Raw genomic sequence first — 23780 nt, forward strand, 5'->3', positions numbered from 1 at the left:
GTCACCTACCCATTTCTATTATGATAACAATGCCTTAATTTTTTGTTTTAATGCATCATCATTAATCCCTGTGAGTAAAGCTGCTCCATTTAGTGAAGGCACACCGTAATCGGTGTCCGTTTTCATTGCTGTAATAATCAAATCAACACCACGGCTATTGAGTGGAATTTCATTTAAACAACATTGTGATGTTGATACTGAAATACCTTCAGAAGCCAAATAGTCTTGAAGTTTTTGGGCGATCATGGTGGAAGTCGCCATACCGGTTCCACATGCAACGAGGACTTTTTTCATTTTGTAATCACCTCTTGATCAGTGTCTGAATCAGACTCGATAGGAAATTGATGCGCTGATAATGTCGCTAATGCAGTCAGTAGCCGAATACAGTCATTTAGATCACGTAAACTAGCCACTTCAGCGGGAGAATGTGTATAACGGCAAGGAATAGATAAACTGGCACAAGGGATCCCATCTTGCTCAACTTGAATATAACCCGTTTCGGTGATAACCCCTGGAGCCACCTCTCTTTGAACTGGGATTTGCTGATCTGCGGCGGTTTTTTCTAATAATTTGATTAAACGCACAGGGGTCACTAACCCCGCAAGAGTCCCTCGACCATGATAGTTTAGACAGGTGATCCCTACGCCATTATTGATAACAAGATCGGAGTAATCACTGAGATCAGGCGTATCACAAGAAGGGGTAATATCAATTCCAATAGCCAGATCAGGTTTAACACGCCTTAATACAGGTAAGATCCCACGAATGTTAAATTCCTCCTGTACTGAGGCAACAATATAGACTGCAATATCAAGGTGTTGATCATGAATGGCATTTGCTAGGCCAAGTAAAGCCGTGCAGCCTAGGCGGTCATCCAGCGCTTTACTGCAAACCATGTCATTACCTAGCTCTTGCGGTGGGTTATATAGCGTTATTGCTGTGCCGACCTTTACCCCCATTCGCTCAGCATCTGCTTTATCTTTTGCACCAATATCAATCCATAGCTGATCAACAGAAGGTGATTGTGTTCTCTCATCACCTTTCGCAAAATGGTAAGATTTAATACCTATGCAACCAGGTATTGAGCCAAACTCTCCAGCAAGGCGAACCACTGAGCCTGACATGGTCACTTGTGCAGGCCCTCCTACACGTTCGAAACGAATAAAACCTGATGGCTCGATCTTCCGTACCATAAAACCGACTTCATCCATATGTGCAAACACCATCAAACGCATAGCATCAGGTACTTCACTGCCATATCGAGCCACCACATTACCTAATCTATCTTGCCAAACCTCTTTTGCCGTGGCTGTAAAGTGATTTTTCATCACTACCGCAATAGAAGATTCGTGCCCTGAAATACCGTCTAACGTCAATAAAGAAAAGAGCGTATCTCGAGTAGAAAATACCATTAGGATGATCTCCATTTGATAAAACCGACATGAATGTGAGCGATTTATATGCAAAAAACGGCGGGTTTATTGTGATTAAGATCACTTCTCATGGTTTAAATTAACATTTTGAAATAATTTTGTGACAAACACGCAACAATTTCGCTCATGACGATTGTTCAGTGGGAAGGTAATTGCAGATAGGAATTAAAGGATATTTACAATGATGTCATAGAAGACAGAGGAGTACCTGTGTACCCCTCTAAATAAGATAGGTAAATCTAGACTAACGATGATAACCCTTGCACTTGCTGACGAACAAATTCATTTCCAATACGTTCTTTATAAGATAGTGCAAGTAACTTAGGCATATCTTTTGCTACTTTGCTACCTACAACGCCTGTATTGTATTGTTGAACTTCAAGGTTACCACTGTTTAATAATACATTTTGAAATAGCGATTGCTCCTTACGAGTCAGCTTATGCCCTACTTCATTCAAACGATGATTTTGATCATAGCTAATCACTTCGCGTTTTACTTCTGCATCTAATACTCCAGTTCTGTCTTTACCACTTTTACAGTTCCAACAAGGGACAGCACCTATTTCATAAGTCAACATCGCAATGCGTTGAGCCATTTTATAAGGTTCATTACCGTCTTTCTTATACAGTTTTTTATTCCATATTTCTTTTATTTGCTGACAGAGTGATCTCACTTTATTATGATTATTTGCATTAGGATTATTAGATAAATACTCATTTACCCACCCACCTATTTCATTATTTTTTAGATAATTTTCACCTAAAATTTTCGATAAACCATCATTGTTGAGTGTTTTAGTTTTCGACGAGCCATTAAAATAATTAGGAACTGAAAACGCCAGTTCATTTACCCCAAAATTTAATATGATAACATCTAGTTTTATTCTTATTTCTTGGATTTCACCCTGTTGATTTGGTACATTCAATGTCAGAATGTTATTTGCGTTTAACTGCTCCCAAGCACTAGCTTGATCTTTTAACATACTTATTTCATCTAACATATAGGTTAGTAAAGAAGTTGACGACATACGCAATGTGACAACTTCATTATTTAATGCTTTTTGATACAAATCTGGCTGAGAAAAAAGTGCCGCTAAAGCGACTTCCTTAGCTCTATTTATAGCACCTTCCTTTCGTTCATGACTATCTTTTGGCAGCATAAAAGGAGATATCACGCCATGACGAATGCCTTTAAATAGTGTTTTATTATCTTTATTTTGAAAGTCTGAAATCCACAAATTAACTGCATGCTTTGTTTCATCGCCTGATTTAGAGCTAACGCCTTTATCATTATAGTGATTAGCATAAAAAATATCCTTACCATCACTGCTATACTTCATTTGAGAGGCTGGAGTTAATATTGATAAATACTTATCATGATTATATGTTATTTCTTTTTCAATAACCTTCCACTCTTTATTATTATAATGTTCTTTAGATGCTCTATTAAATAGTTCTCTTACATCATTCAATGATATTTTTTTATCGTAACTTTTCATTTCAGAATAAATAAAATAAATCAATTCACTCTGAAGTTGTCGTGTGTTATTTATCTCATCTGGGTGAAGACATCTATTTTTCTCATTGGATAAATTATCCAATTTTGAAGATATTTCTTTCAATGAGTTATCTGGTATATTTTTATTGATTAATACTTTCCGTGTTATATCAACAAGTACTTTTTGAAATTGGACAAGTTCATTTTTAGTTTTAGTAATTCCATTATGGTTATGATGATCGCAAAAGGAGTAAGATTCATAGGGTAATAGTTTCTCCAATGCATAAGAAAATTGATGTTTTGAAGGGGAATTATTCACGGAAAAAATACTTTGAGGTAGCGATTGACTATTTATACTTAACTCATGCTTTATCGTTGCTTTATTAGACTGTCTTAAGCGGTCAATATCATCTAATCTAGAGTAACTACCTTTTATTCTCATAATGTATCCTTAGTAAGATAAAAAAATCATTCAATAGAAAAATGTTTTTCTTCGATATAAAAAATCGATTACACCTACCAATATCAACAGTATTTTATAAAAATAATCTCATTCAAATAAATTGATAAAAATAAACAGGTAAACCTAATTGTGTTTCTGTTAAACCTTCACTAAGCTAAATAAAAATCCGCTTTCATGACTGGGAGTGTTATATGCCAAATATCCAATCTGACCATACTAGCTTTTTTATTTTATCTGACGATAAGCAAACGCGCCTTGCTGAAATCACCTTTGTCTACACAGGTGAAGAGCTTGCAATTATTGATCATACGATTGTCGATGAAAGCCTAAAAGGCCAAGGCATTGCCAAACAACTAGTTGCAAAAGTTGTCGAAAAAATGCGTGCTGAGCACCGAAAAATTATTCCGCTTTGCCCTTTTGCGAAAGCCATATTTGATAGAACACCTGAATATAATGATATTCGCCAGTAGTCGCTGTTGAGAATATATAAAGTGCAGTCACCCTACAAATGAATAATGCAGTCATCATACCTTAACAAAAAGCACTGCAACTTGAAGAACGACGAATACAAGAGGTTGATATGAGCATTCCAACTAATCAGAGCGATCTTAATTTCCAGCAAATCAATGCACGTATTAAAGATGTTGGCGGATTACCTGTTGCGCGAGTCTTACCGACAAAAGAACGACGCTTAATTGGTGCTTGGTGTTTTCTCGATCATGCAGGACCAACCGTATTTAAAGGTGAGTCAGAAGGAATGCGTGTCGCGCCACACCCACATACAGCGTTGCAAACATTCACTTGGATGATCGAAGGTGAAGTGCTTCACCGTGACAGTTTAGGCTATGAGCAAGTGATCCGTCCCGGACAAGTTAATTTGATGACCGCAGGCAAAGGTATTAGTCACTCTGAAGATACTCATGGAGAAAGCCATAAATTACATGCGATTCAATTGTGGATAGCATTACCAGAAGCCGTTAAAGATATTGCCCCACGTTTTGATCATTACCCGACTTTACCAAAGTGGTCTGTAGGCTCAGCTCAGTTGCACTTATTAGTTGGCGAATATGAAAGCCACAAAGCCCCAACCTTATCTTTTTCATCGTTAATAGGACTCGATATCACAACAAAAGGTAACGAAGAGATAACGCTATCCTTACAGCCTGAATTTGAATATGGCATTTTTATTGTTGAAGGCAATGCAATTATTGAAGCTCAGCAGAGCCAAACTAATCAGCTCGTTTATTTAGGTCATAACCTAAACCAAGTCACTGTAAAGCTTTCAGCTGGAAGCCATCTTCTTTTATTAGGGGGCGAACCACTGAATGAATCGATTTTAATGTGGTGGAATTTCATTGGCCGCACAAAAGCAGACATTACCGCCGCAATTGAAGAGTGGAATCAAGGTAGCCCTCGTTTTGGCCATGTGGTCAATGATGATCGCATTCCAACGCCTTCACCGTTAATGCCATAAAATAAGGCACTCAAGTGGGGGAAGCCTACTTGAGTTCTTAATTGAGTAAAATATACCAGTAAAAGTCATTTTGAAACCCCAAAATATCGTTTCTATTTCTTGTACTCAAATAAAATAGGCAAGAATAATCTTAAAATATCATAAAAAACCAGTTGAATTATAATTAACCCTAGTGAAAATAAATGCAAATGAAAGCAGCAATTACAACTATTTTGTTTATTTAAAGCAACAAATTAATATGTCAATTTAAAATGGTCGAGTATTAGCAGATTAATTGTAACCATATATTTCAAACATGGTATTTGTAACGCAATATATATTATAATCAGAAAAAATAAACACCCTTTAATATCAAGATATATTTTATATTACCGATACGATATTGAATTGCTGAAAATTCTTTTTAACTTAAGTATTATTAATAATTATATATCCCAAATATGGTAAAATCTTTTTACATTACTCGCTGTATAAATAACTGTATGTGAAATATTTCGATGGCCTAAATAGTCTTGAATTAAACGAGTATCACGCCCTAAATCTGCCAGTGCATAGCCACATGAATGACGTAACATATGTGGATGTGCTTCAATTGCCACTCCAGCCCTTCGACCATAAGTTTTAATTAATCCATAAACTTGTTGGCGAGAAATAGCACCACTTTTTTGTGATAAGAAAATCCAAGGGGAATCAGCTTCTCGCCAATGGCGACGTATATTCAACCACTCATTTAATGCATTATACTCTTTCTCAACTAAAGGCTGCGTAGTTGATAATCCACCTTTTAAACGCCTCACATAGATAACTTTTGAATTAAGATCGATATCTTGCAGCGATAAACGGCATAATTCGCTAACACGAAAACCATGTATAAAGCACATTAATAACATACAGTAATCTCGCTCAGAATAACGCCCTTTTTTGGCTTCAGCCAATATTGCATCTATTTCATATCGAGTTAAAAATTTCCTCTGCTTCATAGTATTTATTTCCTATTAAAAAGTAATTTCATGAAATCGCGATGAATCTAACATAGCAAAACTTAAAAAAAAATAAACTAACGATTGATTTTTAATCGATAAAAATGGTCAAAATAACTCATCTCAAAACTAAAAGTTTGGGATAAATTTGATTATTTATCTTTACCTATTGTGAGTAAAACCGACAAAAGCAACAGCTAATATCCATTTTTTACATTTAAAATTAACACTTTGCACCAAACTGTCCGTATTATTGTTCCATTATCGAATTAAGTCAAATTCCGTGTTATCACATCAATCACATCCCATAACGCATTGATACAAAACAGTTAATTTTATTTTATTTTTTTAGGGTTCTTAAAATGACAGAGGGATAAAAGTTAAGCCTTCCTAGAGTACGCTTAACACCAATTAAAAACACAATAAAATAATGATATTACGTGTCAATAAAGTCATTTATTTCAATAAAGGTATTTTCATAAAGTTAAAAACTTAACTGGACAGTTTGGTGCATATTGTTCGATTTCTTGTTCATAGAAAATAACTTCACTGCTAGTGAGTTCTATTTGCTGCATCAAATTCAAACACATTAGAGAAATCAATTAAGAATAAAAACAGCTAATGAATTCGTTGTTTTTATTTAATTTTTATAACGTCTTTTTATTTAATGGAAATGTATAAAATGAATCTGAATAAAATTGCATTAGTTTTAGGTTTAGGACTTTCAATTGCTGCTGGCGCAGCAAATGCGGCAGACCAAGGACACGGTACAGTGACGTTTGTTGGTTCCATTATTGACGCACCTTGCTCAATTACCCCTGAAACATCAGATCAAATCGTGCGTATGGGGCAAATTTCTACTGCAGAATTAAAAGAAGGCAATCGTAGTAACTCCCGTAATTTTAAAATCGCATTAGAAAACTGTACCACGGAAACACTAAAAACAGTACAAACCACCTTCACTGGAGCGTCAAGCGATATCGTTGATGGCTCTTTAGCTATCGAAGGTAAAGCACAAAATGCCGCCATCGTTCTGACAAACGCAGGCGGCAAACAGATCAAATTAGGTACAGCCTCAGATGCTGTGACATTAAGAGATGGTAATAACGACCTAAACTTCTCTGCTTATATGCAAGGTCACAAAACCAATGCAGTAACACCGGGTGAATTCAAAGCTATCGCAACCTTCGCTTTAAATTATCAATAATAGTAGAAGGCCTAAACAGGGAAGTATAGGCCTTATTTTATCGCAGACATATATGGCGAACATATAGGTAATTATTTAAAACGGAGTACATCTATGAATCACTTTGGCATTTTAGCCATGGTGGTTTCAGGAATAATAGCCATCCCTGCTAGTGCGAATGTTCAAACATACCGAACAATGCAGGGTGATGGGCATGTCACAGTTGAAGGCTCAATTATTGATAGCCCTTGTGCAATTGATGCTGGAAGCCGTAATCAATCTATTGAATTGAAGACTATCCCCATCAGTCAAATGATACATGATAAACAAGGCCCTATTCGCCCATTTTCTATTCGTTTGATTAATTGCGTCCTGACACCATTAACACCGGGTAAACCTGACTGGCAGTCGTTTGAAATTACTTTTGATGGTTCACATGATGGCGATAATTTCCGTTTATTCGGTCACGCAAAAGGAGTTTCATTAAAAATTACAGATGAACAAGGAAATCATGCAGTTCCTGGAAAACCACTGCCTGCTCGTAGCATTGAGTCAGGTTCAATGACGCTAAATTATGGCATGCGTTTAGTCACAAATAATCAGCGACTTGAATCAGGAAATTATCAAACCACCGTCCGTTTCAAAATGGATTATTACTGAGTTATCGCGAAGGGACTATTATGGCTCCGTTATTAACAAAAAAAAATAAAGTCTTAGCTGACTCAACGCGTCATTATTTTAATCCAATTGCATTAATGGTAATTATTGCGATCGCACAGACTCAGTCTGTTTTAGCTCATGAGAATATTGAATTTAATACCGATATTCTCGATCTCAAAGATCGTGAAAATATCGATTTAAGCGAATTTACTCAAGCTGGCTATATTATGCCAGGTACTTACCCATTTTATATCAGCTTAAATAATAATACGCTGCCATCAACCTATGATATACCTTATATTATTTCTGAACAAAATGAGCAAACAACTGTTCCTTGTTTATCGCCAGAGATTATTTCTCAATTAGCATTACGTAGTGAATGGCAAAAAAAAGCACAATGGTGGCATGATGGACAATGCTTAAAACTAGACTCCATTGAAGGAATGTCAGCACAAGGTTCTCTTGCTACAGAAACCATTAGTATCACCATTCCACAAGCCTATCTCGAATACACTGCTGATAACTGGGATCCGCCTTCACGTTGGGATAATGGAGTTTCAGGGGCGCTATTTGATTACAATATTAATGCCCAAGTTACCGACCATAAAAATTCGAATACCAACCAACAAGTGACAGGTAATGGTGTAATGGGTTTTAACCTTGGCGCATGGCGTTTCCGTGCAAATTGGCAGGCAAACTATAACGATACCAGCGGGCAATCTACGGAGCGTAGCTGGGATTGGAGCCAATATTATGCCTATCGGGCGATCTCTGAGCTGAGTGCAAAATTAACCCTCGGTGAAGAATACCTGCGCTCAGGTATTTTTGATTCATTCCGTTTTCTTGGTGCGAGTTTAGTCTCTGAAGATAATATGTTAGCGCCGAATTTGCGTGGTTATGCACCAGAAGTCAGCGGTGTTGCCAAAACTAACGCCAAAGTTACGATCAGTCAGATGGGACGCGTTATTTATGAAACTCAAGTCGCTCCCGGCCCTTTTCGTATTCAAGATTTAAATGATGCCGTAAATGGTAAACTTGATGTACGCGTTGAAGAACAAGATGGCGCAGTCCAAGAGTTCCAAATGGACACCGCAACCATTCCATATTTAACCCGCCCCGGACGTGTGCAATTTAAATTAATCGGTGGTCGCCCAAGTAATATGGATCATCGCACTGAAGGACCTGGATTCGCATTAGGCGAATTTTCTTGGGGTGTATCAAATGGTTGGTCCCTCTATGGTGGTTTACTTGGTGCAGGTGACTATAACGCGCTATCTGTTGGTGTGGGGCGCGATCTCATGATGTTTGGTGCGATTTCCTTTGATATCACCGAGTCTAGAGCCAAACTACCTTCTGATAATAAGACTTATACAGGTGGCTCATACCGCCTTAGCTATTCAAAACGCTTTGAACAATATGATAGCCAAGTGACGTTCGCAGGGTATCGATTCTCTGAACGCGATTTCATGAATATGAACCAATATCTCGATCGACGCTATCGTGATTCCGCACAAGACAATACCAAAGAGCTTTATACCATCATGCTGAATAAGCAATTTGTTGCACTTGGTCTGAGCGCTTACTTTGATTATAGCCATGAAACTTATTGGAATAGGCCAAATACCAAGCGCTACAACCTTGCGCTTTCTAAATATTTTGATCTCGGTAAATTCAAAAATATTAACGTTAGTTTGAATGCGTTCCGTAACCAATATGAAGGCAGAAAGAACGATGATGGTTTATACCTCAACGTTTCCATGCCCATGGGCGATGCCGCAACCGTTAGCTATAACAGCATGATTAATAGAACAGGCAACTCCCACTCTGTCAGTTATTACGATCGCCTTGATGACAGAAACAGCTATCGCCTTGGTACAGGTTTAAGTTCACGCGGTAAAGCCACCGCGAATGGTTACTACATTCATTATGGTGATGCTGCCACCGTGACAGGAAACGCCAGCTATGTCTCAGGCGATTACTCTTCCGCAGCACTTTCATTACAAGGCGGTGCAACATTAACCGGTTATGGCGCAGCACTGCATCGCATTAACTTACCTGGTGCAAGCCGAGTCATGGTGGATACCGATAATGTCGCTAATGTTCCAATCAAAGGCTTTGGAGCCAACACACGCACTAACCGATTCGGTAAGGCCGTTATTGCAGATATCAATGATTATTACCGTATGAGTACCAGTGTCGATTTGAACAAACTGCCAGACAACGTTGAAGCGGTGAAATCTGTACAACAATTCACCGTCACTGAAGGAGCTATCGCCTATCGAAAATTTGACGTGCTTTCTGGCCTAAAAACCATGGTTCGTTTGACGCTTGCTGATGGTAGCTATCCACCATTTGGCTCCTCAATCCTTAATGCTAAGAAACATGAGGTTGGCATCGTTAATGATAATGGTTCTGTCTACCTTTCAGGTATCAATCCAAACGAAATATTGGATGTGAGTTGGAATGGGCAGACACAATGTCGTATCCAGATCCCTCAAAATATTGAAAGCGTCGAATTTAATTCACTGTTACTGCCTTGTGATATGAACCCAAGTGCAACGCCTGTGGATGTTGCTGCGGTACCTGCAACCAAGAGTGTTCAACCACCCGTTGCCCCCGTACCAAGCATCATTCCCCGTGAGCGTTGGTTACTGACACCACCCAATATTCAGTATTCACCTGACGATGCATCACTGTAGAGATAAAGCTTAATAAAAAGAGTTAATACCTATGAAAATGAATAATATCGCACTTTTTACCACCACAATGACATTAACTGCCGTTCTTTGTAGTGAAGCAAATGCAGCCATCGCTTTAGATAGAACTCGTGTCATTTTTAATGGTGATGAAAAAACCATCAGCCTCAATGTGACCAACCAAAACAAAGAGCTTCCTTACTTGGCTCAAGGTTGGATCGAAGATGCTAATGGCGCCAAAATCGAATCGCCACTCACTGTCTTACCGCCAGTACAACGTGTGGAGGCTGGTGATAAGAGCCAAGTCAAAATTCAATCTTTGCCAGATATCACTAAGTTACCGCAAGACAGGGAAAGCGTGTTCTACTTTAATTTACGTGAAATTCCACCTAAAAGTAGTCAACCTAATGTGCTGCAAATTGCGCTACAGACCCGTATTAAGTTGTTCTACCGCCCAAAAGCGCTCTATGCCTCACGAAGCGATCTCGATAATCCATGGCAGGAAAAAATTACCCTACAGCGCGTAGGGGATAGTTACCAAGTGTATAACCCAACCGCTTATTTTGTGACGATTGTTGATGCAGCTAAAGATCTGAAGAGTGACACGGTCAACAATTTTGAGCCTGTCATGATTTCACCAAAGGGAAATGCCACTCTGCGCGGCAGTGCGAATACCCTAGGGTCTGCACCAGTGCTCACCTATATCAATGATTACGGTGGTCGGCCGAAGCTGACATTCAAATGCAGTGGCACTAACTGTACCGTTGCCTCTTCTTCCGATAATTAATGGTGAATTAGCATGAAAAAGGCACGCTTATTTTGTAGCGCCATATTGTGTGTAGCTCCCCCAATATTGGCCGCCGATAGCGATAATTGGCAAGTCGAGGGGCTGCATGGCGAAATACATGTAAGTGGCACCTTAACTGAGGCGCCCTGCACATTAGATATGGCTTCTGCATGGCAAGAGATTTCTCTGGGTGATGTTTCGGCTTATCGTTTACGTAAACCGGGCAATCAGGCAGAGCCAGTGCCTTTCACTCTGCTATTTCGTGACTGCATTCGATCACAAGGTGTTCTCTACGATCAACGAACCGACACCCCCACATGGAGCGAAATGCAACCTATTGTTACTGTGTCATTTGTTGCCCCTGCCGATACCCATTTCCCTGAAATGTTGTCGGTCAGCGGTATTAGTGGGCTGGCACTGAAAATTACCGATCAACAGAAGAACACGATCCGTTTAGGCAGCCGTGGCCGCCCACAATTTCTTGAATTCCCTCAAGGGCAATTGACCTATTACGTCACCCCAGTTCGCACTCCTGAAAAATTGAGTGAGGGATATTTCAGAGCCGTAATGGATTTTAGGGTGAATTATGACTGATTTAAACATTAAGCCTTATATATGGCTACTGTGCGTAGGCGCACTTTTTGGGATATCCACTGCCTATGCAGATTTGCCTCAATCACGGATCAATCCAATCGCTCAACCACGTGCAGTGCCCGGTATTGTCTACGTCAACATTACTGGTACGGTGATTGCACCTCCACCTTGCATTATCAATGATGGCAATCTTATCGAAGTCAATTTTGGCGAAGTCATGAGCTCCCGTATTGATGGCTCAGCCTATAAAAAAGACGTTCAGTACAAAGTGCAATGTAACAAAATGCCTGAATCAGCAAAAAACGCCATGAAAATGTCAGTACAAGGTACTAAAGCGGGTTTTGATAACCAATCGCTCTCAACCAACATTGATGGGCTTGGCATTGCCGTTCTCTACAACAATAGCAAGCTACCCGTTGGGAAAACAGTGGATTTCATCTACCCCAATGCCCCCCAGTTTTCAGTAGTGCCAGTACGTGATCTGACTGCAAACCTTAAAGGTGGCTACTTTGAGTCAATCGCCACTCTATTAATTGAATATCAGTGAGAGGGATCCCTATGCTTCAGCTGAACAAACAATACAGCCTGGTAATTGGCCTTTTACTGACCTTAGTCGTTAGTAGCTCATTCGCTTCCAATATGAAGTTATACGGTATTTTGCTTGAGCCACCGGCCTGCACCATCCAAGACGATGATGTAATTGACGTTTTTTTTGGTAAAAACGTTGGTATTCACCGTCTTGATGGCATTAATTACACACAAGATGTCGACTATAAATTGGTATGCGCACAAAACTCAAAAGGCTGGGTGCTTAAACTTTCGGTTTCAGGGCCACAAAGCAATTTTGATAGTGCGGCATTGCAGACCAATGTGAATAACTTAGCAATCCGCATCACCCAAGGTGGTAAGCCTTTTGAGATCAACAAACCGATAACTATCACGCCGACAACGCCACCAGCGATCAAAGCGGTTCCGATTAAACGACCGGGCTCTACGCTCACTGAAGGGCCATTTTCAGTGACAGCGACACTGTTAGCGGAGTACCAATGATGAACAACAGCATAAAGACACTGGCATTGATGCTCATACTCCCTTATGCAGGTTACACCTTTGCGATACCTGATAACTTATATTTCCATGGGATCTTAGTGGAGGAGCCTTGCATCATCAAACCTGGCGATGAATCAGTCCGTTTAGATTTCGGTAATGTTCCCGATAAAAACTTATATGCCTACGGCCGGACAGTCAGCGAAGCGTTTACGATCAATTTATCCGAATGCGATACCAGTGTAGGCAAATCCGTCAATGTCACCTTTTCTGGTACAACCAATATGGCTCTACCCGGTTACCTTGCATTACAACCAAGCAGTAATGCGAGTGGATTTGCGATTGGTATTGAAGATGCGGATGGCACGTTTCTACCCGTCAATACTCAAGGTGAAAAGCTAGCGCTACAAAATGGTACGACTGCCTTGAAGTTTAAGGCTTATCTGAAAGGCGAACCTGACGCGATCAATAAAAGAGAGATCAAACGAGGCCCTTTTAATGCCATCGCCACATTCAAACTAGACTACGAATAACTCAGAGGCTGCGCACTAATATGAAATGGTTATCCTATTTTTTCACCGCCAGTATAGCAGCTAGCTCATTTTCTGCTTCTGCGGCAATTTTTTCTTATATTACAGAGTCGACAGGAAACCCTGCTAACGCCACTTATACCTATGTGATTGAGCGTTGGGATGAAGAAGATCCTTATACGCCAAGCCCATGTGCTAATTGGTCTGCCTGCTACATCAATATTAACCATAAACACAACGCGAATGGTCAGCCGGGTCGAGTAACAAAAACTCTCGCCAATGTAACGGGTTTAAAAACCATGAGAGAAGTCCGAGCAAGGGTTATGCAATATAACAGCTTCCCCTTAGGAGGTACTGCTCAACATACCGGGGACGCACTATCGAAAAACCAAGAGTGTGTAGGGCTTTTCTATCAAAGCATCAACTCGGGCCTAGTAGAAACTTCAGGTTATCTTCTACCCGGCTCACTATGTGGTATCGCACCACCTCCTGTAGGAGCATGCCGCATTGTTGAGTCCAGTATCAATATTAATTACGGCGATATTGATGAAGTTAGCCTACCAAAAGCAAGGAAATCCACATCTTTCAATGTCACCTGTAACCAAGAGATGACGGTATTAGTTATCGCCTCAGGAGCAGATAGCGGCAAGGTGCCACTTCGTAAGGATAACAGCCTAAAAGCCAATTTATACCTAAACAATAATATTGCAGGACAAACAGGCGTCAAAATTTTTGTGCCTAAGAATGGCACCACCCCAGTTCAGATTAGCTCTGAACTAGAAGTCAATGGGCGCGTTAGCGCAGGGCCATTTGCTGGTGCTGGCTCTGTCATTTTAACCATACCTTAATGAATTAGGTGGTCATTATGTATATTCAAAATAATAGTGAAAAGATGCATTATCTGATTGGTCAACGGATCTTAAGAAAACGCAAAGAGTTGGGTTACACAGGCTCCCAATTGGCGACAATACTTGGTGTCAGCCAACAGCAGATTTCACGTTATGAAAGAGGTAAGAACAAAGTCGATTTGCTGCATTTATTTCGCATCTCAGTCGCTCTAAAAACACCAATGCATTGGTTCTTAGAAGATATTACGGATCAATTGGCTCAATTTTTAGATGAAGATCCTGAGTATTACCCTATTCCAAATAAAGGCTATAGCAAAATGCAATTACAAGCAGAAACTACTTTGTTTTCTAAATAATCTTTGGCGTCACTTAGTATTTCCCTCATATTTTTGCCAGTCATATGACTGGCTTTTTTGTTAAGTTAATAGCTGGACGCTATATAACCTGAATAACAATGAATTAGTAACACATTTAAATCAACGGCTGAAAATCACTTATACAAGTGGTTGAGGTTGTTGACGAAGTGGGATAAAAGCGTGGTTTTTCCCACTTCGTGTTATCAGCCGAAAATCAATAAATTGATTTTCCTAGTTTATTTCAAAAACCTTAACGACCACAAACAAAATACGTTTGTCAGCAGTCTGAATCACTTATACAAGTGATTCTCCTATTGTAAGAATACTTATTTAACATAAGGATAATAGGAATAATCTCTTATTTTTATCATTTGAATTATTTCATCTTATTACGATAGATAAATAATTAATACCATTGTAGGCTTGCGTTATTATATTGACTCAATGTGATAGGGATCACCATGGAAAACAAACAATACTCTGAAAAATGGCAAAAACGCTTTGCTTTCTTTGAACAATATGGAGCACCAAGCACCGCAGAAGCGAAAGCGGCACTCAAAGCAGAATCTTTTCGCGGAAGAATTCTGATTGGTATGAACTTTTTTGCTTTTTTCTTCGGTATCATTTATTTCCTGATTTTAGGTTTATGGAAAAAAGGCTTAGTCATGTTTGGTATCACAATCGCATTTGCACTCGTGCTATCTATTATTGATGCAATGACAGGTTATTCCATGCCACAGGGCGTATTTACAGGTTTAGGCGTCGGTATTTCCGCAGTTTGGGCATCAATTGCCAACTATGCTTACTATTTAAAAGAAACCAAAGGGCTAGATGGCTGGAATCCATTTGAAGGATTACGCCTTGTGTAATGATTTAGAGAGCTGGCTGCCAAAAGTGCAGCCTATTTTATAGGTTTTGTAGAACGGTACTCCATCGGAGTTTTACCATAGAATAACCGAAAAGCTTGGCTGAACGCGGAATGGGATTCATAACCTACTGATAATGCAACCTGTTCAATCGACGCCATTGTCATCAATAAACGGCTCGCCGTTTCCATACGTTTTTGTAAGATAAATTGCATTGCCGTTAATTGTATTTCTGCCTTAAGTTTACGTTGCAATGTGCTTACCGACATACAAAATGCATTCGCCATATCTTGACAACTAATCGGTAAATGTAATCGTGCATCCACCCATTGGTTGACCGCGTCAATCCATTGGTTTTCAGGCTTCAACTGTGCCAGCAGCAATCGTGCTAACATAAAGTTTTGTTCGGGTGGCTGAGGAAAACGTTGCAGCCAATTGAGTAAACCAATCGCCGCAGGCGTCAACGAAAACTGAGTCAGCTTTTCATCAACGCTCCATTGTGAGGTAGTAGGCATTTCCAACACATAATTTTGATTACCCTGTTGGCCACTAAAGGCATGTGTCACCCCAGGCGCGATAACCACCCCACTCCCTGCATCTAATAGAAAGTGCTGCCGATGCATATTGATTTCCATTGACCCTGATAATGCAAACACAATCTGCCACTGCCCATCATGTTGATGGGAAATCACATCTTCAGAGTATTGTCGATAATGCAGTTCAGGTAATAACAATGGATGGCTCCTATTCACAGCGAATAAGAGAAGTATAACGGTTTTAAAAATTAAAGTTTAAGCGAGTAGCGCTCCATTAGGTAGTGGCAAGTTGAATTCTGCGAGCACAATCGCCCCTTTTTCATCTGGTGCGCCTGTGATCAGTACCTCTGATTTGATTCCTGCAATACGTTTAACTTCAAAGTTACAGACGCATAGCACGCGCTTACCAATAAGCTGTTCAGGGGTATAATTTACTGTGATCTGTGCACTTGAGCGCTTAATGCCTAGCTCCCCTAAGTCAACTTCCATCACATAAGCAGGTTTTTTGGCTTTGCTATTCACTTCTGCTTTAATGATCGTGCCGACACGCATTTCCACACGAGTGAAGTCATCCCATTCAATTAGTTGCATACTCTAGTCTCTATTCATCATTTTTCTTATTATCTAAACTAGCACAAAATTGAATATAACTTTTATTGCCAAACGTGCATTTTATATTGTCAAACCGTCATAAAAATCGCCTCATGCAAGGCGATTCAGACTATCACAATAATGAATGCTACATATTAGAAAAGGTATTCATAATAATACCACCAGAGATAATGAGTCCCATCGCAAATACAGCAGGGAAATCCGGTTTTTGCTTGTACAAAATCATCGAAACGAGTGTCACACCAACGATGCCAAAACCACACCACAACGAATATGCAACACCAACAGGGATATAACCCATTGCTCGGGTTAATGCAAAATAACATAAGCAATAGGCAATGATAACTAAAATTGACGGCGCTAATTTGCTAAAGCTATTGGTTTTTTTAATCATCGACGTTCCTGTAATTTCAGAACCAATCGATAATGCCAACCATAAAAATCCAGTAAACATAATGTTCCCCTTAATTAATGTGCGACTTTGTTTTTAATCGATGAAATTGCCGCTGAGGACGTTCCCTCTACTGGCTCTGTAGGCTCTTCTTCTGCTTCTGCGCCCATTTTTGAGAACAAATTCATAATCACAATCCCGCTGGCAATCACTGCCATACCGATCATCGCTGCGGTATCGGGATGCTGACCATAAAACAGCATCCCAAGAGTGGAAACCATTAATATTCCAGTTCCTGACCATGTTGCATAAGCAAGACCAACAGGAATACTTTTTACTGCACGAGAGAGGGAGTAATAACAAATAATATATAACACGACAATTAATGCTAACAATAATGATTTGGTCATTCCTTCACTATTATCAAACATTTTTAATGTAGATGTGGCTGAGGTTTCAGAAATAATAACCGCCAGCATCCAAAGCCATGATTTTGCTTTCGGGGACATAAGAAATGCTCCTATCAGGATATAATGTTAATTATTAAATTTATTTATTGAGAGTCTTTAAATAATCAATAGCTGAATCCGTTAATTTATGCGTATCCAGTGAAAATCCTCCGGGATCATTCATTACTTCTTGTAAAGTAATATAGCGATTTAGGTTATTATTATTTTCTTTAGGTTTAATATTATGATTAATACCGGTTAACTGAATTTTATTTTCAATCTCATTAAATGAATTAAATTGAATACCCAATGATATTACTTTATTGATATTCTGTTTAATAAGATGACTGTATTGTTTATTTTTATTTAAACCTAAAACCTGATTTAATTCACTTTCAGGGCAGCAATGATGTTTTAATGCCAAAACAGGTATATTTTGTGCCAACGTTGGTAAAATGATCTGACTTGCCTCACTCACAGACAAGCCACTAGCGATCTCATTAACAAGTTGAGCATCAATAAATGGTATAAATAAGCTGTCATACTGCCCTAACTCATGACTCGGTAATGTATGAGCGGCTATTACTTCACCCAACTGTTTCCAATCCACAAAGTGGTTTTGCTGTGCCTGCTCTTCAGTCATATAGACAGAAAAAGATACCGTAGAAAGCTGTTTTAAACGCTGATACACCACTTGTTCATATGCCAGAGCTGGCGTAATCAAAACCAATACTCGCTTTCTTAATTGCCTCAGTACCTGTGACACAATTCGCTCAATCAGTCTTTCGTCCATCGGTTTATCGCCTCAGCGAGCAATGAAAACACTATCGTTATTGCGCAAGCCCGCAGCATTGGCTTCATCAGTATCAATGTGGAATTCAAGAGAAAACCGCTCATCAACACGAATAACAACCTCATCAAAAGTCAGCCCACGCTCACCTTCAGTACGAATATGCACTTTTTGTCCATCCACCACATTGAGCAAACGTGCATCAATCATATTCATATGAATATGACGCTGAGCGCAGATCACTTGTTCATTCAGCTCAACATGCCCCGCTGGGCCAATTAAGATCGCATTACCTGAATTCGCTAAATCTCCGGATCCACGAACTGGAGCCTTAATACCTAACGTAAAGCAATCCGCCTTGGAAATTTCCAATTGGCTTTTAGGACGAGTAGGCCCTAACACTCGCACTTTGCTAATGGAGCCTTTTGGTCCTACCACAATCACACACTCTTTTGCTGCGAATTGCCCCGGCTGTTTCAGATCTTTAAATGGCGTCAGTTGATAACCTTGACCAAATAAAGTTTCAACATCTTGCTGAGAAAGATGAACATGACGGTTTGAAATGCCAACTGGGATGGCAATGTTTGACTCTTGAGCTAACACGCTGCTATCCACTGCCAATCGAGAAAGTATTTTTCCCATTAACTGCTGATTAATCATGATTTCTTACCTTTACGCACATCACTTTTCACCGTTTTCACCTCTTCGTTCGTTTGCGCACTCTCTTCTATTGCAGCAGGTGTTGAAAGTGGTGTCTGTGCATGTTTTGTTTCAGTTGACGGTGTCACCTCTGGTTTAGTCGCGCTTTTCAGCAATTCATTTTTTTTACTTTTGACGGATAATAATTTGCTGATCACACTAGGTTCTGGTCGTGCAATCACTAAAGACCCGATCAACAGTTGGCTTTGTGAAAGCACCTCAATGCCATGGTCAACTGCGGTACGAACGGCACTAATTTCACCTTGAAAACACACCGATACCAGACCTGAGCCAATTTTTCGATAACCAACAATTTCAACACTTGCCGCTTTACAGGCCGCATCTGCGGCTTTAATCGCAGACGTTAATCCTTTGGTTTCAATCACGCCTAAACTTTTCATTTTTCTCTCCTGTTAGTGACGAACAAGTCGAATGTCAAAATCGAATTGCTTAAAAAAGCTTTCCAATTGATTTAACTCTTCCGCACTGTAAGTTGGATCCTGTTTAACGGGATAAATCATGTCGAGTTTGTCGTACTTACTACGACCTAACTGATGGTAAGGAAGAATATCGATGCGCTTGAGGTTGCCATGTTTAGAGAGTTCCATCGCATAATGGATAGCACCAGTAATCGCATCAAACGAATCATTGTAGCCACGCACCAGAGGCATTCTGACAACAACATTAGCGCCTAACTCAATCAGCCTTTCGAGATTTCTACGCACGTTTTCATTACCGATACCAAATAAAATTTTGTGCTGATGAGTATCGATATGCTTGATATCGAATAAAAATAAATCAACCACTTCGGCTAATTTTTCATAATTAGCAAGACTAGTGGTTCCTTGAGTTTCAACTGCCGTGTTGATCATCATTTTTTTGCATTCACGCAGTAGAGCGACTGCGAAATCGGTTTGCAAACTCATTTCGCCACCACCGATAGTGACACCACCACCTGATGAAATATAAAAATCATAATCCTGCATAATGATTTCCATCATTTCATCGATAGAAACATCTTTCCCCATGATGTCGAGCGCATCGGCGATGCACACCTCTTCACACTTGCGGCAGCCAATACAATCAATGTTTCGTTTCACACGGTGAACCGGTTCACCCTGCTCATTGGTTGTCATGTAGTGAATACCCGCAGGGCACACATCAACACATTTACCGCAAGCGACACATTTATCATGAGAAAACATCACCTGAAATTGGCTACTTAAACCTTCAGGGTTCGCACACCATGGGCAACGGATATTACAGCCTTTTAGGAAAATCAGAGTGCGAATGCCATCACCATCATAGATTGAGTATTTTTGGATATTAAAAATCCGCCCTCTAATTTCTGCCGCCGTTTCCATCATGACGCCTCCAGTTATTCAATCAAAACAATTGGCAGACACATAACCTCAGTGCCTGCCTTTAAGAACCTAGAATTTTTCAATCACCGTACGACTGATAATTTCGTCCTGAACTTCTTTGCATAATTCAACAAAGTAAGCGCTATATCCCGCGACACGGACAATCAAATCACGGTATTTTTCAGGCTCTTGCTGGGCTTTTTTCAGCATTTCATTGTCGACATAACTGAACTGCATCTGACCATTACCTAAAATGGATGCTGTTCTCAGTAAAGTGATTAATCCATGGCGGCCTTCTGGTGTATCTAACAGCCCTTTTAAGAACTTAAAGTTGTGAACCATACCGATGTTCATAGTTTCAACATTCATCTTACTGACTGATTTAATAATCGCAGTTGGTCCTTGCTTATCAGCACCTTGTGTTGGACTGATCCCATCAGAAAGCGGCATCCACGCTAAGCGGCCATTGGCTGATGCAGCGGTTAATTCACCAATTGGCGTGTTATTGGAGATGGATAAGGTACCGTGGCTGAATGTGGAATACAGCATTTCATACTGACGACATTCACGCTCTGTCCACTCGGTAATATCGAGTGCATATTGGTCAACATAATTGTCATCGTTACCATACTTCGGCGCATTTAAGCAGTCACGACGCAGCTCTTCATAGCCTTCAAAGTTTGCGAGTAAACCATCGCGAATTTGTTCTAGCGTATATTTATGATCTTCATACACCAGTTTGCGAATGGCGGCGATTGAATCCACATAAGTGGCTAAACCTGAGAAAATCAGCCCTGGGCCGTGATTGATCATCGCACCACCAGCTGCCACGTCCTTACCTTTTTCCATACAGCCTTCAACCAGCAATGACATCAACGGCTTTGGCGCCACATCACGGTGAACTCGTTGACTGATCACCGTACCAACCGCTGATAAGCGAACAATATGGGAGATCTGTGCTTTCACTGCGCGATCAAAGTCTTCAAACGTTTTTAGGTCACGTAAATCGCCAGTATCTAAGCCTTGGTAGCTATCAAACAGCACCATACGACCGCGATTCAACACAAACTCAATCGCAATAGGCCATTGTGTATAGCCTGTTGAGGTCCACTGATAAATACGCCCTGATTTTTGTGGTTCAACACAGCCCATCAAGCAATAATCACGTGCATCTTCAAAGTCAAAGCCTTTACGCAGCATCATTTTGATATGTGAATCATCAAAGTGACAGGCAGGGAAACCCATACCCGCTTTGACAACATCAACGATTTTTTCCATGTATTTCTGTGGGGATTGGTTATGAATGCGGCAGGCTAAAGAAGGCTGATATACCTTCACAAAGCGGACTGCATCCATAATTAAGTAAGTCAGATCATTACATGCATCACCACCAGAGCGTTTTTGCCCACCAACCGTTAAGTTAATAAACGGTTGATAACCCGCAAAATATTTAGCACCAGCCTCACTCGACATCCACATTAGTTCAGCACATTTGATAATAAAGGCTTGCATCATTTCGAGCGCTTGCTCTTGAGTCAAACGACCGGTTTTAATGTCATTTTCATACATTGGGTAGCAGTATTGATCGAGGCGACCTAATGACAGACCAGTTTGGTTTTCTTCAATTTCAAATAAAGACTCAATAGTCCAAATACTTTGTAAGGCTTCTTGCAAAGTTGCTGGTGGATTTGCGGGAACGTTTTGGTTGACTTGCGCGATGGTTAATAACTCTTCACGGCGTTTTGCATCTGTTTCTTGTGATGCTAATTCACGTGCATGTTCGGCGATACGATGTGCATAAGCCACCACACCTTCGCAGGTTTCAATAGACGCTTTGTAGAAATAGATACGATCGATATCTTCAGGATTTTCCATACTCAATTCAGCTAATTTTGCTTGAGCATCGGCTTTAATACCGTTCATTCCCTTGGTAAACAATAATACATCATAGCCCGGGCAAGTATCGCCACCACCATTAATTTGATGGTAAGACAAGTCACTCACAAAGGTTTCACCGCTAAATTCCCAGACCCCAGCTTCGCGATATTGCGCTTCACAAATTTCATCCAGCGAGCGACCTTCCCAGAACGGGGCAATTTCTTCGCGGATCACTTTTTTATCTTCTTCAGAGATCATAAAAGGATCTTGTGGGCGCGTGCTCATGGTATCCAGCTCTTCCACCACCCAGCGCCATGCGATATCAGGAGAGAATGCACCTGCGCGAGGTTTACCACATGGATGCCCCACAATCAGCTCTTCATTTTGGATCAAAATCGGTGCAGTTTCGCAAGCACGACGGAATGCCTTAGCACGCAGCAAAATAGGTGGTAAACCAGGGTTGTGTTTGACAACATCCGTAAAAGCCAAAGCACGATAGATAGAAACGCTTGGACGAGCCTCTAAATAGCGATTGCGCAAGCGCTGTAAGCGTGGTGTTAAGCCTTCCATTACTTTGACTTCAGTTTCAATAGCAGATACTGGAGCAATAAAGTTTGCTTGTGGTGCCGCATACTGAGGCTGGTTGCTCGCTTGACCGCTATACAAACGAACTTTTAAGCCACTGTTAAGAGATGAAAGATTTTCGTGTGCTGATAACAACATGGCTGAGAGCTCGTTAATGCACACGCGTGGATCATTGAGATACATGCCTTGTGTTAATGCATCAAACATTGGGTAACCATCAATCGCTTTGGTTGCGCGAACTTCTGATAATTCAGCCAGTTTCAGCCATAAACTTTCAACGATTTCGTACGCTTGTGCTGGTGTTAAACGACCTTGTTCAATGTCACGTTGATAGAATGGATACACAGCTTTATCAAAGCCCATTGGATTGACTGCATAACTGCCATTTTCCAAATGCAAAATCAGTTGTAAAAGATAAAATGCTTGGCATGCTTCTTTAAAAGTTTGCGCTGGTTTTGCAGGAACATTGCGCAGAATAGCCGCACTATCCAATAACTCAGCTCGACGATATTGGTTGGCTTCCGCTGCCGCCATACTTTCTGCTTTTGCTGCTAATGATTGCGCAAAATTCAAAGCAGCATCACAGGCATAAATCGCGGAGCGGCAATTATTTGCCTCATCCATACTATTACGGCTGACGGCACTACCAATACTTCTCACACGATCTTCTAGTTGTGTTTTTATCGCCAAGAAACCACTATTTAGAACAACTAAATAATCAGGTGCAGCAACACCATGGCTTGAGCTTAAAAATTGATAAATACTTGGGCTGTGAATTTCAGTCTCAGTGTGAAAAATAGCACCTCGTGGTGTGGATGATTGGCTACCAATCAGCAGCTCATCCTGCGCAATAAACACAGGAAAATGGCGGCTAAATTCATAGAAACGTTGTGCAGGTTTTGTCGCCTGCGGAGCACCAGTAAATTGACTTCCCAGTGCTTCAAGAATATTGGCTCGTTCTGTAATAATTGAGCTATTGCGGGCAGTTAAACGTTCAGCCAGCATTTTTACGCGCGGGGTCAAAGCATATTTGTTCATGAGATCCTCGTCAGATGTTC

General features: G+C 40.3%; 26 protein-coding genes. 13 read left to right on the forward strand and 13 right to left on the reverse strand.

What is annotated here, in order from left to right; genetic code table 11:
• Positions 1-18: 18 nt before the first annotated feature.
• The 3 genes from sgcB to AC3Z9T_RS12000 all read right to left on the reverse strand — a co-directional run bounded on the left by sgcB (position 19) and on the right by AC3Z9T_RS12000 (position 3373).
• The gene (gene sgcB, locus AC3Z9T_RS11990; protein WP_490126360.1) at positions 19-294 is read right to left on the reverse strand and encodes a PTS sugar transporter subunit IIB SgcB; all 276 of its coding nucleotides are present in this window, start codon (positions 292-294) and stop codon (positions 19-21) included.
• Positions 291-1412 carry a M42 family metallopeptidase gene (locus AC3Z9T_RS11995; RefSeq protein ID WP_490126361.1) on the reverse strand — a complete coding sequence of 374 codons (1122 nt, stop codon included), beginning with the start codon at positions 1410-1412 and terminating at the stop codon, positions 291-293. The genes sgcB and AC3Z9T_RS11995 overlap by 4 nt, the downstream gene beginning before the upstream one ends.
• 260 nt (positions 1413-1672) lie before the next feature.
• Positions 1673-3373 (reverse strand): inositol phosphate phosphatase SopB, encoded by a 1701-nt coding sequence (locus tag AC3Z9T_RS12000; protein WP_490126362.1) that lies wholly within the window; start codon positions 3371-3373, stop codon positions 1673-1675.
• A 212-nt stretch (positions 3374-3585) separates the two neighbouring features.
• Between AC3Z9T_RS12000 and AC3Z9T_RS12005 the strand changes: the two genes are divergently transcribed.
• Positions 3586-3864 carry a GNAT family N-acetyltransferase gene (locus AC3Z9T_RS12005; RefSeq protein ID WP_490126363.1) on the forward strand — a complete coding sequence of 93 codons (279 nt, stop codon included), beginning with the start codon at positions 3586-3588 and terminating at the stop codon, positions 3862-3864.
• Between the two features lie 110 nt (positions 3865-3974).
• Complete coding sequence (locus tag AC3Z9T_RS12010) at positions 3975-4868, forward strand: pirin family protein (protein WP_490126364.1); 894 nt, start codon at positions 3975-3977, stop codon at positions 4866-4868.
• A gap of 425 nt (positions 4869-5293) precedes the next feature.
• Here AC3Z9T_RS12010 and AC3Z9T_RS12015 read toward each other — a convergent pair whose 3' ends face one another.
• A complete protein-coding gene (locus AC3Z9T_RS12015) occupies positions 5294-5848 on the reverse strand; it encodes a tyrosine-type DNA invertase (protein WP_490126365.1) in 555 nt (184 codons plus the stop codon).
• 682 nt (positions 5849-6530) lie between these two features.
• Here AC3Z9T_RS12015 and AC3Z9T_RS12020 point away from each other — a divergent pair.
• From AC3Z9T_RS12020 to AC3Z9T_RS12070, 11 genes are all read left to right on the forward strand, one after another.
• Positions 6531-7055 (forward strand): fimbrial protein, encoded by a 525-nt coding sequence (locus tag AC3Z9T_RS12020; RefSeq protein ID WP_490126366.1) that lies wholly within the window; start codon positions 6531-6533, stop codon positions 7053-7055.
• A gap of 93 nt (positions 7056-7148) precedes the next feature.
• Positions 7149-7694, forward strand: a complete 546-nt coding sequence (locus tag AC3Z9T_RS12025) for a fimbrial protein (protein ID WP_490126367.1) — start codon at positions 7149-7151, stop codon at positions 7692-7694.
• A 20-nt stretch (positions 7695-7714) separates the two neighbouring features.
• A complete protein-coding gene (locus AC3Z9T_RS12030) occupies positions 7715-10393 on the forward strand; it encodes an outer membrane usher protein (protein WP_490126368.1) in 2679 nt (892 codons plus the stop codon).
• 31 nt (positions 10394-10424) lie between these two features.
• Positions 10425-11177, forward strand: a complete 753-nt coding sequence (locus tag AC3Z9T_RS12035) for a fimbria/pilus periplasmic chaperone (RefSeq protein ID WP_490126369.1) — start codon at positions 10425-10427, stop codon at positions 11175-11177.
• Between the two features lie 12 nt (positions 11178-11189).
• Positions 11190-11771 (forward strand): fimbrial protein, encoded by a 582-nt coding sequence (locus AC3Z9T_RS12040; protein WP_490126370.1) that lies wholly within the window; start codon positions 11190-11192, stop codon positions 11769-11771.
• Positions 11764-12318, forward strand: coding sequence for a fimbrial protein (locus tag AC3Z9T_RS12045; protein WP_490126371.1), 555 nt, complete (start codon positions 11764-11766; stop codon positions 12316-12318). Before AC3Z9T_RS12040 ends, AC3Z9T_RS12045 begins: the two co-directional genes overlap by 8 nt.
• 11 nt (positions 12319-12329) lie before the next feature.
• Positions 12330-12821, forward strand: coding sequence for a fimbrial protein (locus AC3Z9T_RS12050; RefSeq protein WP_490126372.1), 492 nt, complete (start codon positions 12330-12332; stop codon positions 12819-12821).
• On the forward strand, positions 12821-13351 hold the full coding sequence (locus AC3Z9T_RS12055; protein ID WP_490126610.1) for a fimbrial protein: 531 nt from the start codon (positions 12821-12823) through the stop codon (positions 13349-13351). The genes AC3Z9T_RS12050 and AC3Z9T_RS12055 overlap by 1 nt, the downstream gene beginning before the upstream one ends.
• A 20-nt stretch (positions 13352-13371) precedes the next feature.
• Entirely contained in the window at positions 13372-14196 is an 825-nt protein-coding gene (locus AC3Z9T_RS12060; RefSeq protein ID WP_490126373.1) for an MrpH family fimbial adhesin, read from the forward strand.
• A 17-nt stretch (positions 14197-14213) separates the two neighbouring features.
• Positions 14214-14552, forward strand: coding sequence for a helix-turn-helix domain-containing protein (locus tag AC3Z9T_RS12065; RefSeq protein ID WP_490126374.1), 339 nt, complete (start codon positions 14214-14216; stop codon positions 14550-14552).
• A gap of 461 nt (positions 14553-15013) precedes the next feature.
• Positions 15014-15421: a DUF2628 domain-containing protein gene (locus AC3Z9T_RS12070; RefSeq protein WP_490126375.1), complete on the forward strand. Its 408-nt coding sequence runs from the start codon at positions 15014-15016 to the stop codon at positions 15419-15421.
• Between the two features lie 32 nt (positions 15422-15453).
• Here AC3Z9T_RS12070 and AC3Z9T_RS12075 read toward each other — a convergent pair whose 3' ends face one another.
• From AC3Z9T_RS12075 to cutC, 9 genes are all read right to left on the reverse strand, one after another.
• Entirely contained in the window at positions 15454-16152 is a 699-nt protein-coding gene (locus AC3Z9T_RS12075) for an AraC family transcriptional regulator (protein WP_490126376.1), read from the reverse strand.
• Positions 16153-16209: 57 nt separating this feature from the next.
• A complete protein-coding gene (locus tag AC3Z9T_RS12080) occupies positions 16210-16545 on the reverse strand; it encodes a tRNA-binding protein (protein ID WP_490126377.1) in 336 nt (111 codons plus the stop codon).
• A 148-nt stretch (positions 16546-16693) separates the two neighbouring features.
• Positions 16694-17020, reverse strand: a complete 327-nt coding sequence (locus AC3Z9T_RS12085) for a DMT family transporter (protein WP_490126378.1) — start codon at positions 17018-17020, stop codon at positions 16694-16696.
• Positions 17021-17034: 14 nt separating this feature from the next.
• On the reverse strand, positions 17035-17466 hold the full coding sequence (locus tag AC3Z9T_RS12090; RefSeq protein WP_490126379.1) for a DMT family transporter: 432 nt from the start codon (positions 17464-17466) through the stop codon (positions 17035-17037).
• Positions 17467-17506: 40 nt separating this feature from the next.
• A complete protein-coding gene (locus AC3Z9T_RS12095) occupies positions 17507-18199 on the reverse strand; it encodes a hypothetical protein (protein ID WP_490126380.1) in 693 nt (230 codons plus the stop codon).
• Between the two features lie 12 nt (positions 18200-18211).
• Positions 18212-18856: a phosphate propanoyltransferase gene (locus AC3Z9T_RS12100; protein ID WP_490126381.1), complete on the reverse strand. Its 645-nt coding sequence runs from the start codon at positions 18854-18856 to the stop codon at positions 18212-18214.
• A complete protein-coding gene (locus AC3Z9T_RS12105; RefSeq protein WP_490126382.1) occupies positions 18853-19296 on the reverse strand; it encodes a BMC domain-containing protein in 444 nt (147 codons plus the stop codon). Before AC3Z9T_RS12105 ends, AC3Z9T_RS12100 begins: the two co-directional genes overlap by 4 nt.
• A 12-nt stretch (positions 19297-19308) precedes the next feature.
• On the reverse strand, positions 19309-20259 hold the full coding sequence (gene cutD / locus AC3Z9T_RS12110) for a choline TMA-lyase-activating enzyme (protein ID WP_490126611.1): 951 nt from the start codon (positions 20257-20259) through the stop codon (positions 19309-19311).
• A 69-nt stretch (positions 20260-20328) separates the two neighbouring features.
• Complete coding sequence (gene cutC, locus AC3Z9T_RS12115; RefSeq protein ID WP_490126383.1) at positions 20329-23760, reverse strand: choline trimethylamine-lyase; 3432 nt, start codon at positions 23758-23760, stop codon at positions 20329-20331.
• Positions 23761-23780 lie beyond the last annotated feature (20 nt).

The organism is Providencia sp. 6390 (assembly GCF_058148425.1).

What these genes read in the sequence shown, in the direction of transcription:
- cutD (WP_490126611.1), bottom strand. Translation starts at nt 20,259, where the DNA reads ATGGAAACGGCGGCAGAAATTAGAGGGCGGATTTTTAATATCCAAAAA.
- AC3Z9T_RS12020 (WP_490126366.1), top strand. Translation starts at nt 6,531, where the DNA reads ATGAATCTGAATAAAATTGCATTAGTTTTAGGTTTAGGACTTTCAATT.
- AC3Z9T_RS12060 (WP_490126373.1), top strand. Translation starts at nt 13,372, where the DNA reads ATGAAATGGTTATCCTATTTTTTCACCGCCAGTATAGCAGCTAGCTCA.
- cutC (WP_490126383.1), bottom strand. Translation starts at nt 23,760, where the DNA reads ATGAACAAATATGCTTTGACCCCGCGCGTAAAAATGCTGGCTGAACGT.
- AC3Z9T_RS12010 (WP_490126364.1), top strand. Translation starts at nt 3,975, where the DNA reads ATGAGCATTCCAACTAATCAGAGCGATCTTAATTTCCAGCAAATCAAT.
- AC3Z9T_RS12085 (WP_490126378.1), bottom strand. Translation starts at nt 17,020, where the DNA reads ATGTTTACTGGATTTTTATGGTTGGCATTATCGATTGGTTCTGAAATT.
- AC3Z9T_RS12100 (WP_490126381.1), bottom strand. Translation starts at nt 18,856, where the DNA reads ATGATTAATCAGCAGTTAATGGGAAAAATACTTTCTCGATTGGCAGTG.
- AC3Z9T_RS12030 (WP_490126368.1), top strand. Translation starts at nt 7,715, where the DNA reads ATGGCTCCGTTATTAACAAAAAAAAATAAAGTCTTAGCTGACTCAACG.
- AC3Z9T_RS12035 (WP_490126369.1), top strand. Translation starts at nt 10,425, where the DNA reads ATGAAAATGAATAATATCGCACTTTTTACCACCACAATGACATTAACT.
- AC3Z9T_RS12050 (WP_490126372.1), top strand. Translation starts at nt 12,330, where the DNA reads ATGCTTCAGCTGAACAAACAATACAGCCTGGTAATTGGCCTTTTACTG.
- AC3Z9T_RS12080 (WP_490126377.1), bottom strand. Translation starts at nt 16,545, where the DNA reads ATGCAACTAATTGAATGGGATGACTTCACTCGTGTGGAAATGCGTGTC.
- AC3Z9T_RS12055 (WP_490126610.1), top strand. Translation starts at nt 12,821, where the DNA reads ATGAACAACAGCATAAAGACACTGGCATTGATGCTCATACTCCCTTAT.
- AC3Z9T_RS12040 (WP_490126370.1), top strand. Translation starts at nt 11,190, where the DNA reads ATGAAAAAGGCACGCTTATTTTGTAGCGCCATATTGTGTGTAGCTCCC.
- AC3Z9T_RS12070 (WP_490126375.1), top strand. Translation starts at nt 15,014, where the DNA reads ATGGAAAACAAACAATACTCTGAAAAATGGCAAAAACGCTTTGCTTTC.
- sgcB (WP_490126360.1), bottom strand. Translation starts at nt 294, where the DNA reads ATGAAAAAAGTCCTCGTTGCATGTGGAACCGGTATGGCGACTTCCACC.
- AC3Z9T_RS12000 (WP_490126362.1), bottom strand. Translation starts at nt 3,373, where the DNA reads ATGAGAATAAAAGGTAGTTACTCTAGATTAGATGATATTGACCGCTTA.
- AC3Z9T_RS12005 (WP_490126363.1), top strand. Translation starts at nt 3,586, where the DNA reads ATGCCAAATATCCAATCTGACCATACTAGCTTTTTTATTTTATCTGAC.
- AC3Z9T_RS11995 (WP_490126361.1), bottom strand. Translation starts at nt 1,412, where the DNA reads ATGGTATTTTCTACTCGAGATACGCTCTTTTCTTTATTGACGTTAGAC.
- AC3Z9T_RS12095 (WP_490126380.1), bottom strand. Translation starts at nt 18,199, where the DNA reads ATGGACGAAAGACTGATTGAGCGAATTGTGTCACAGGTACTGAGGCAA.
- AC3Z9T_RS12025 (WP_490126367.1), top strand. Translation starts at nt 7,149, where the DNA reads ATGAATCACTTTGGCATTTTAGCCATGGTGGTTTCAGGAATAATAGCC.
- AC3Z9T_RS12105 (WP_490126382.1), bottom strand. Translation starts at nt 19,296, where the DNA reads ATGAAAAGTTTAGGCGTGATTGAAACCAAAGGATTAACGTCTGCGATT.
- AC3Z9T_RS12045 (WP_490126371.1), top strand. Translation starts at nt 11,764, where the DNA reads ATGACTGATTTAAACATTAAGCCTTATATATGGCTACTGTGCGTAGGC.
- AC3Z9T_RS12090 (WP_490126379.1), bottom strand. Translation starts at nt 17,466, where the DNA reads ATGTCCCCGAAAGCAAAATCATGGCTTTGGATGCTGGCGGTTATTATT.
- AC3Z9T_RS12015 (WP_490126365.1), bottom strand. Translation starts at nt 5,848, where the DNA reads ATGAAGCAGAGGAAATTTTTAACTCGATATGAAATAGATGCAATATTG.
- AC3Z9T_RS12065 (WP_490126374.1), top strand. Translation starts at nt 14,214, where the DNA reads ATGTATATTCAAAATAATAGTGAAAAGATGCATTATCTGATTGGTCAA.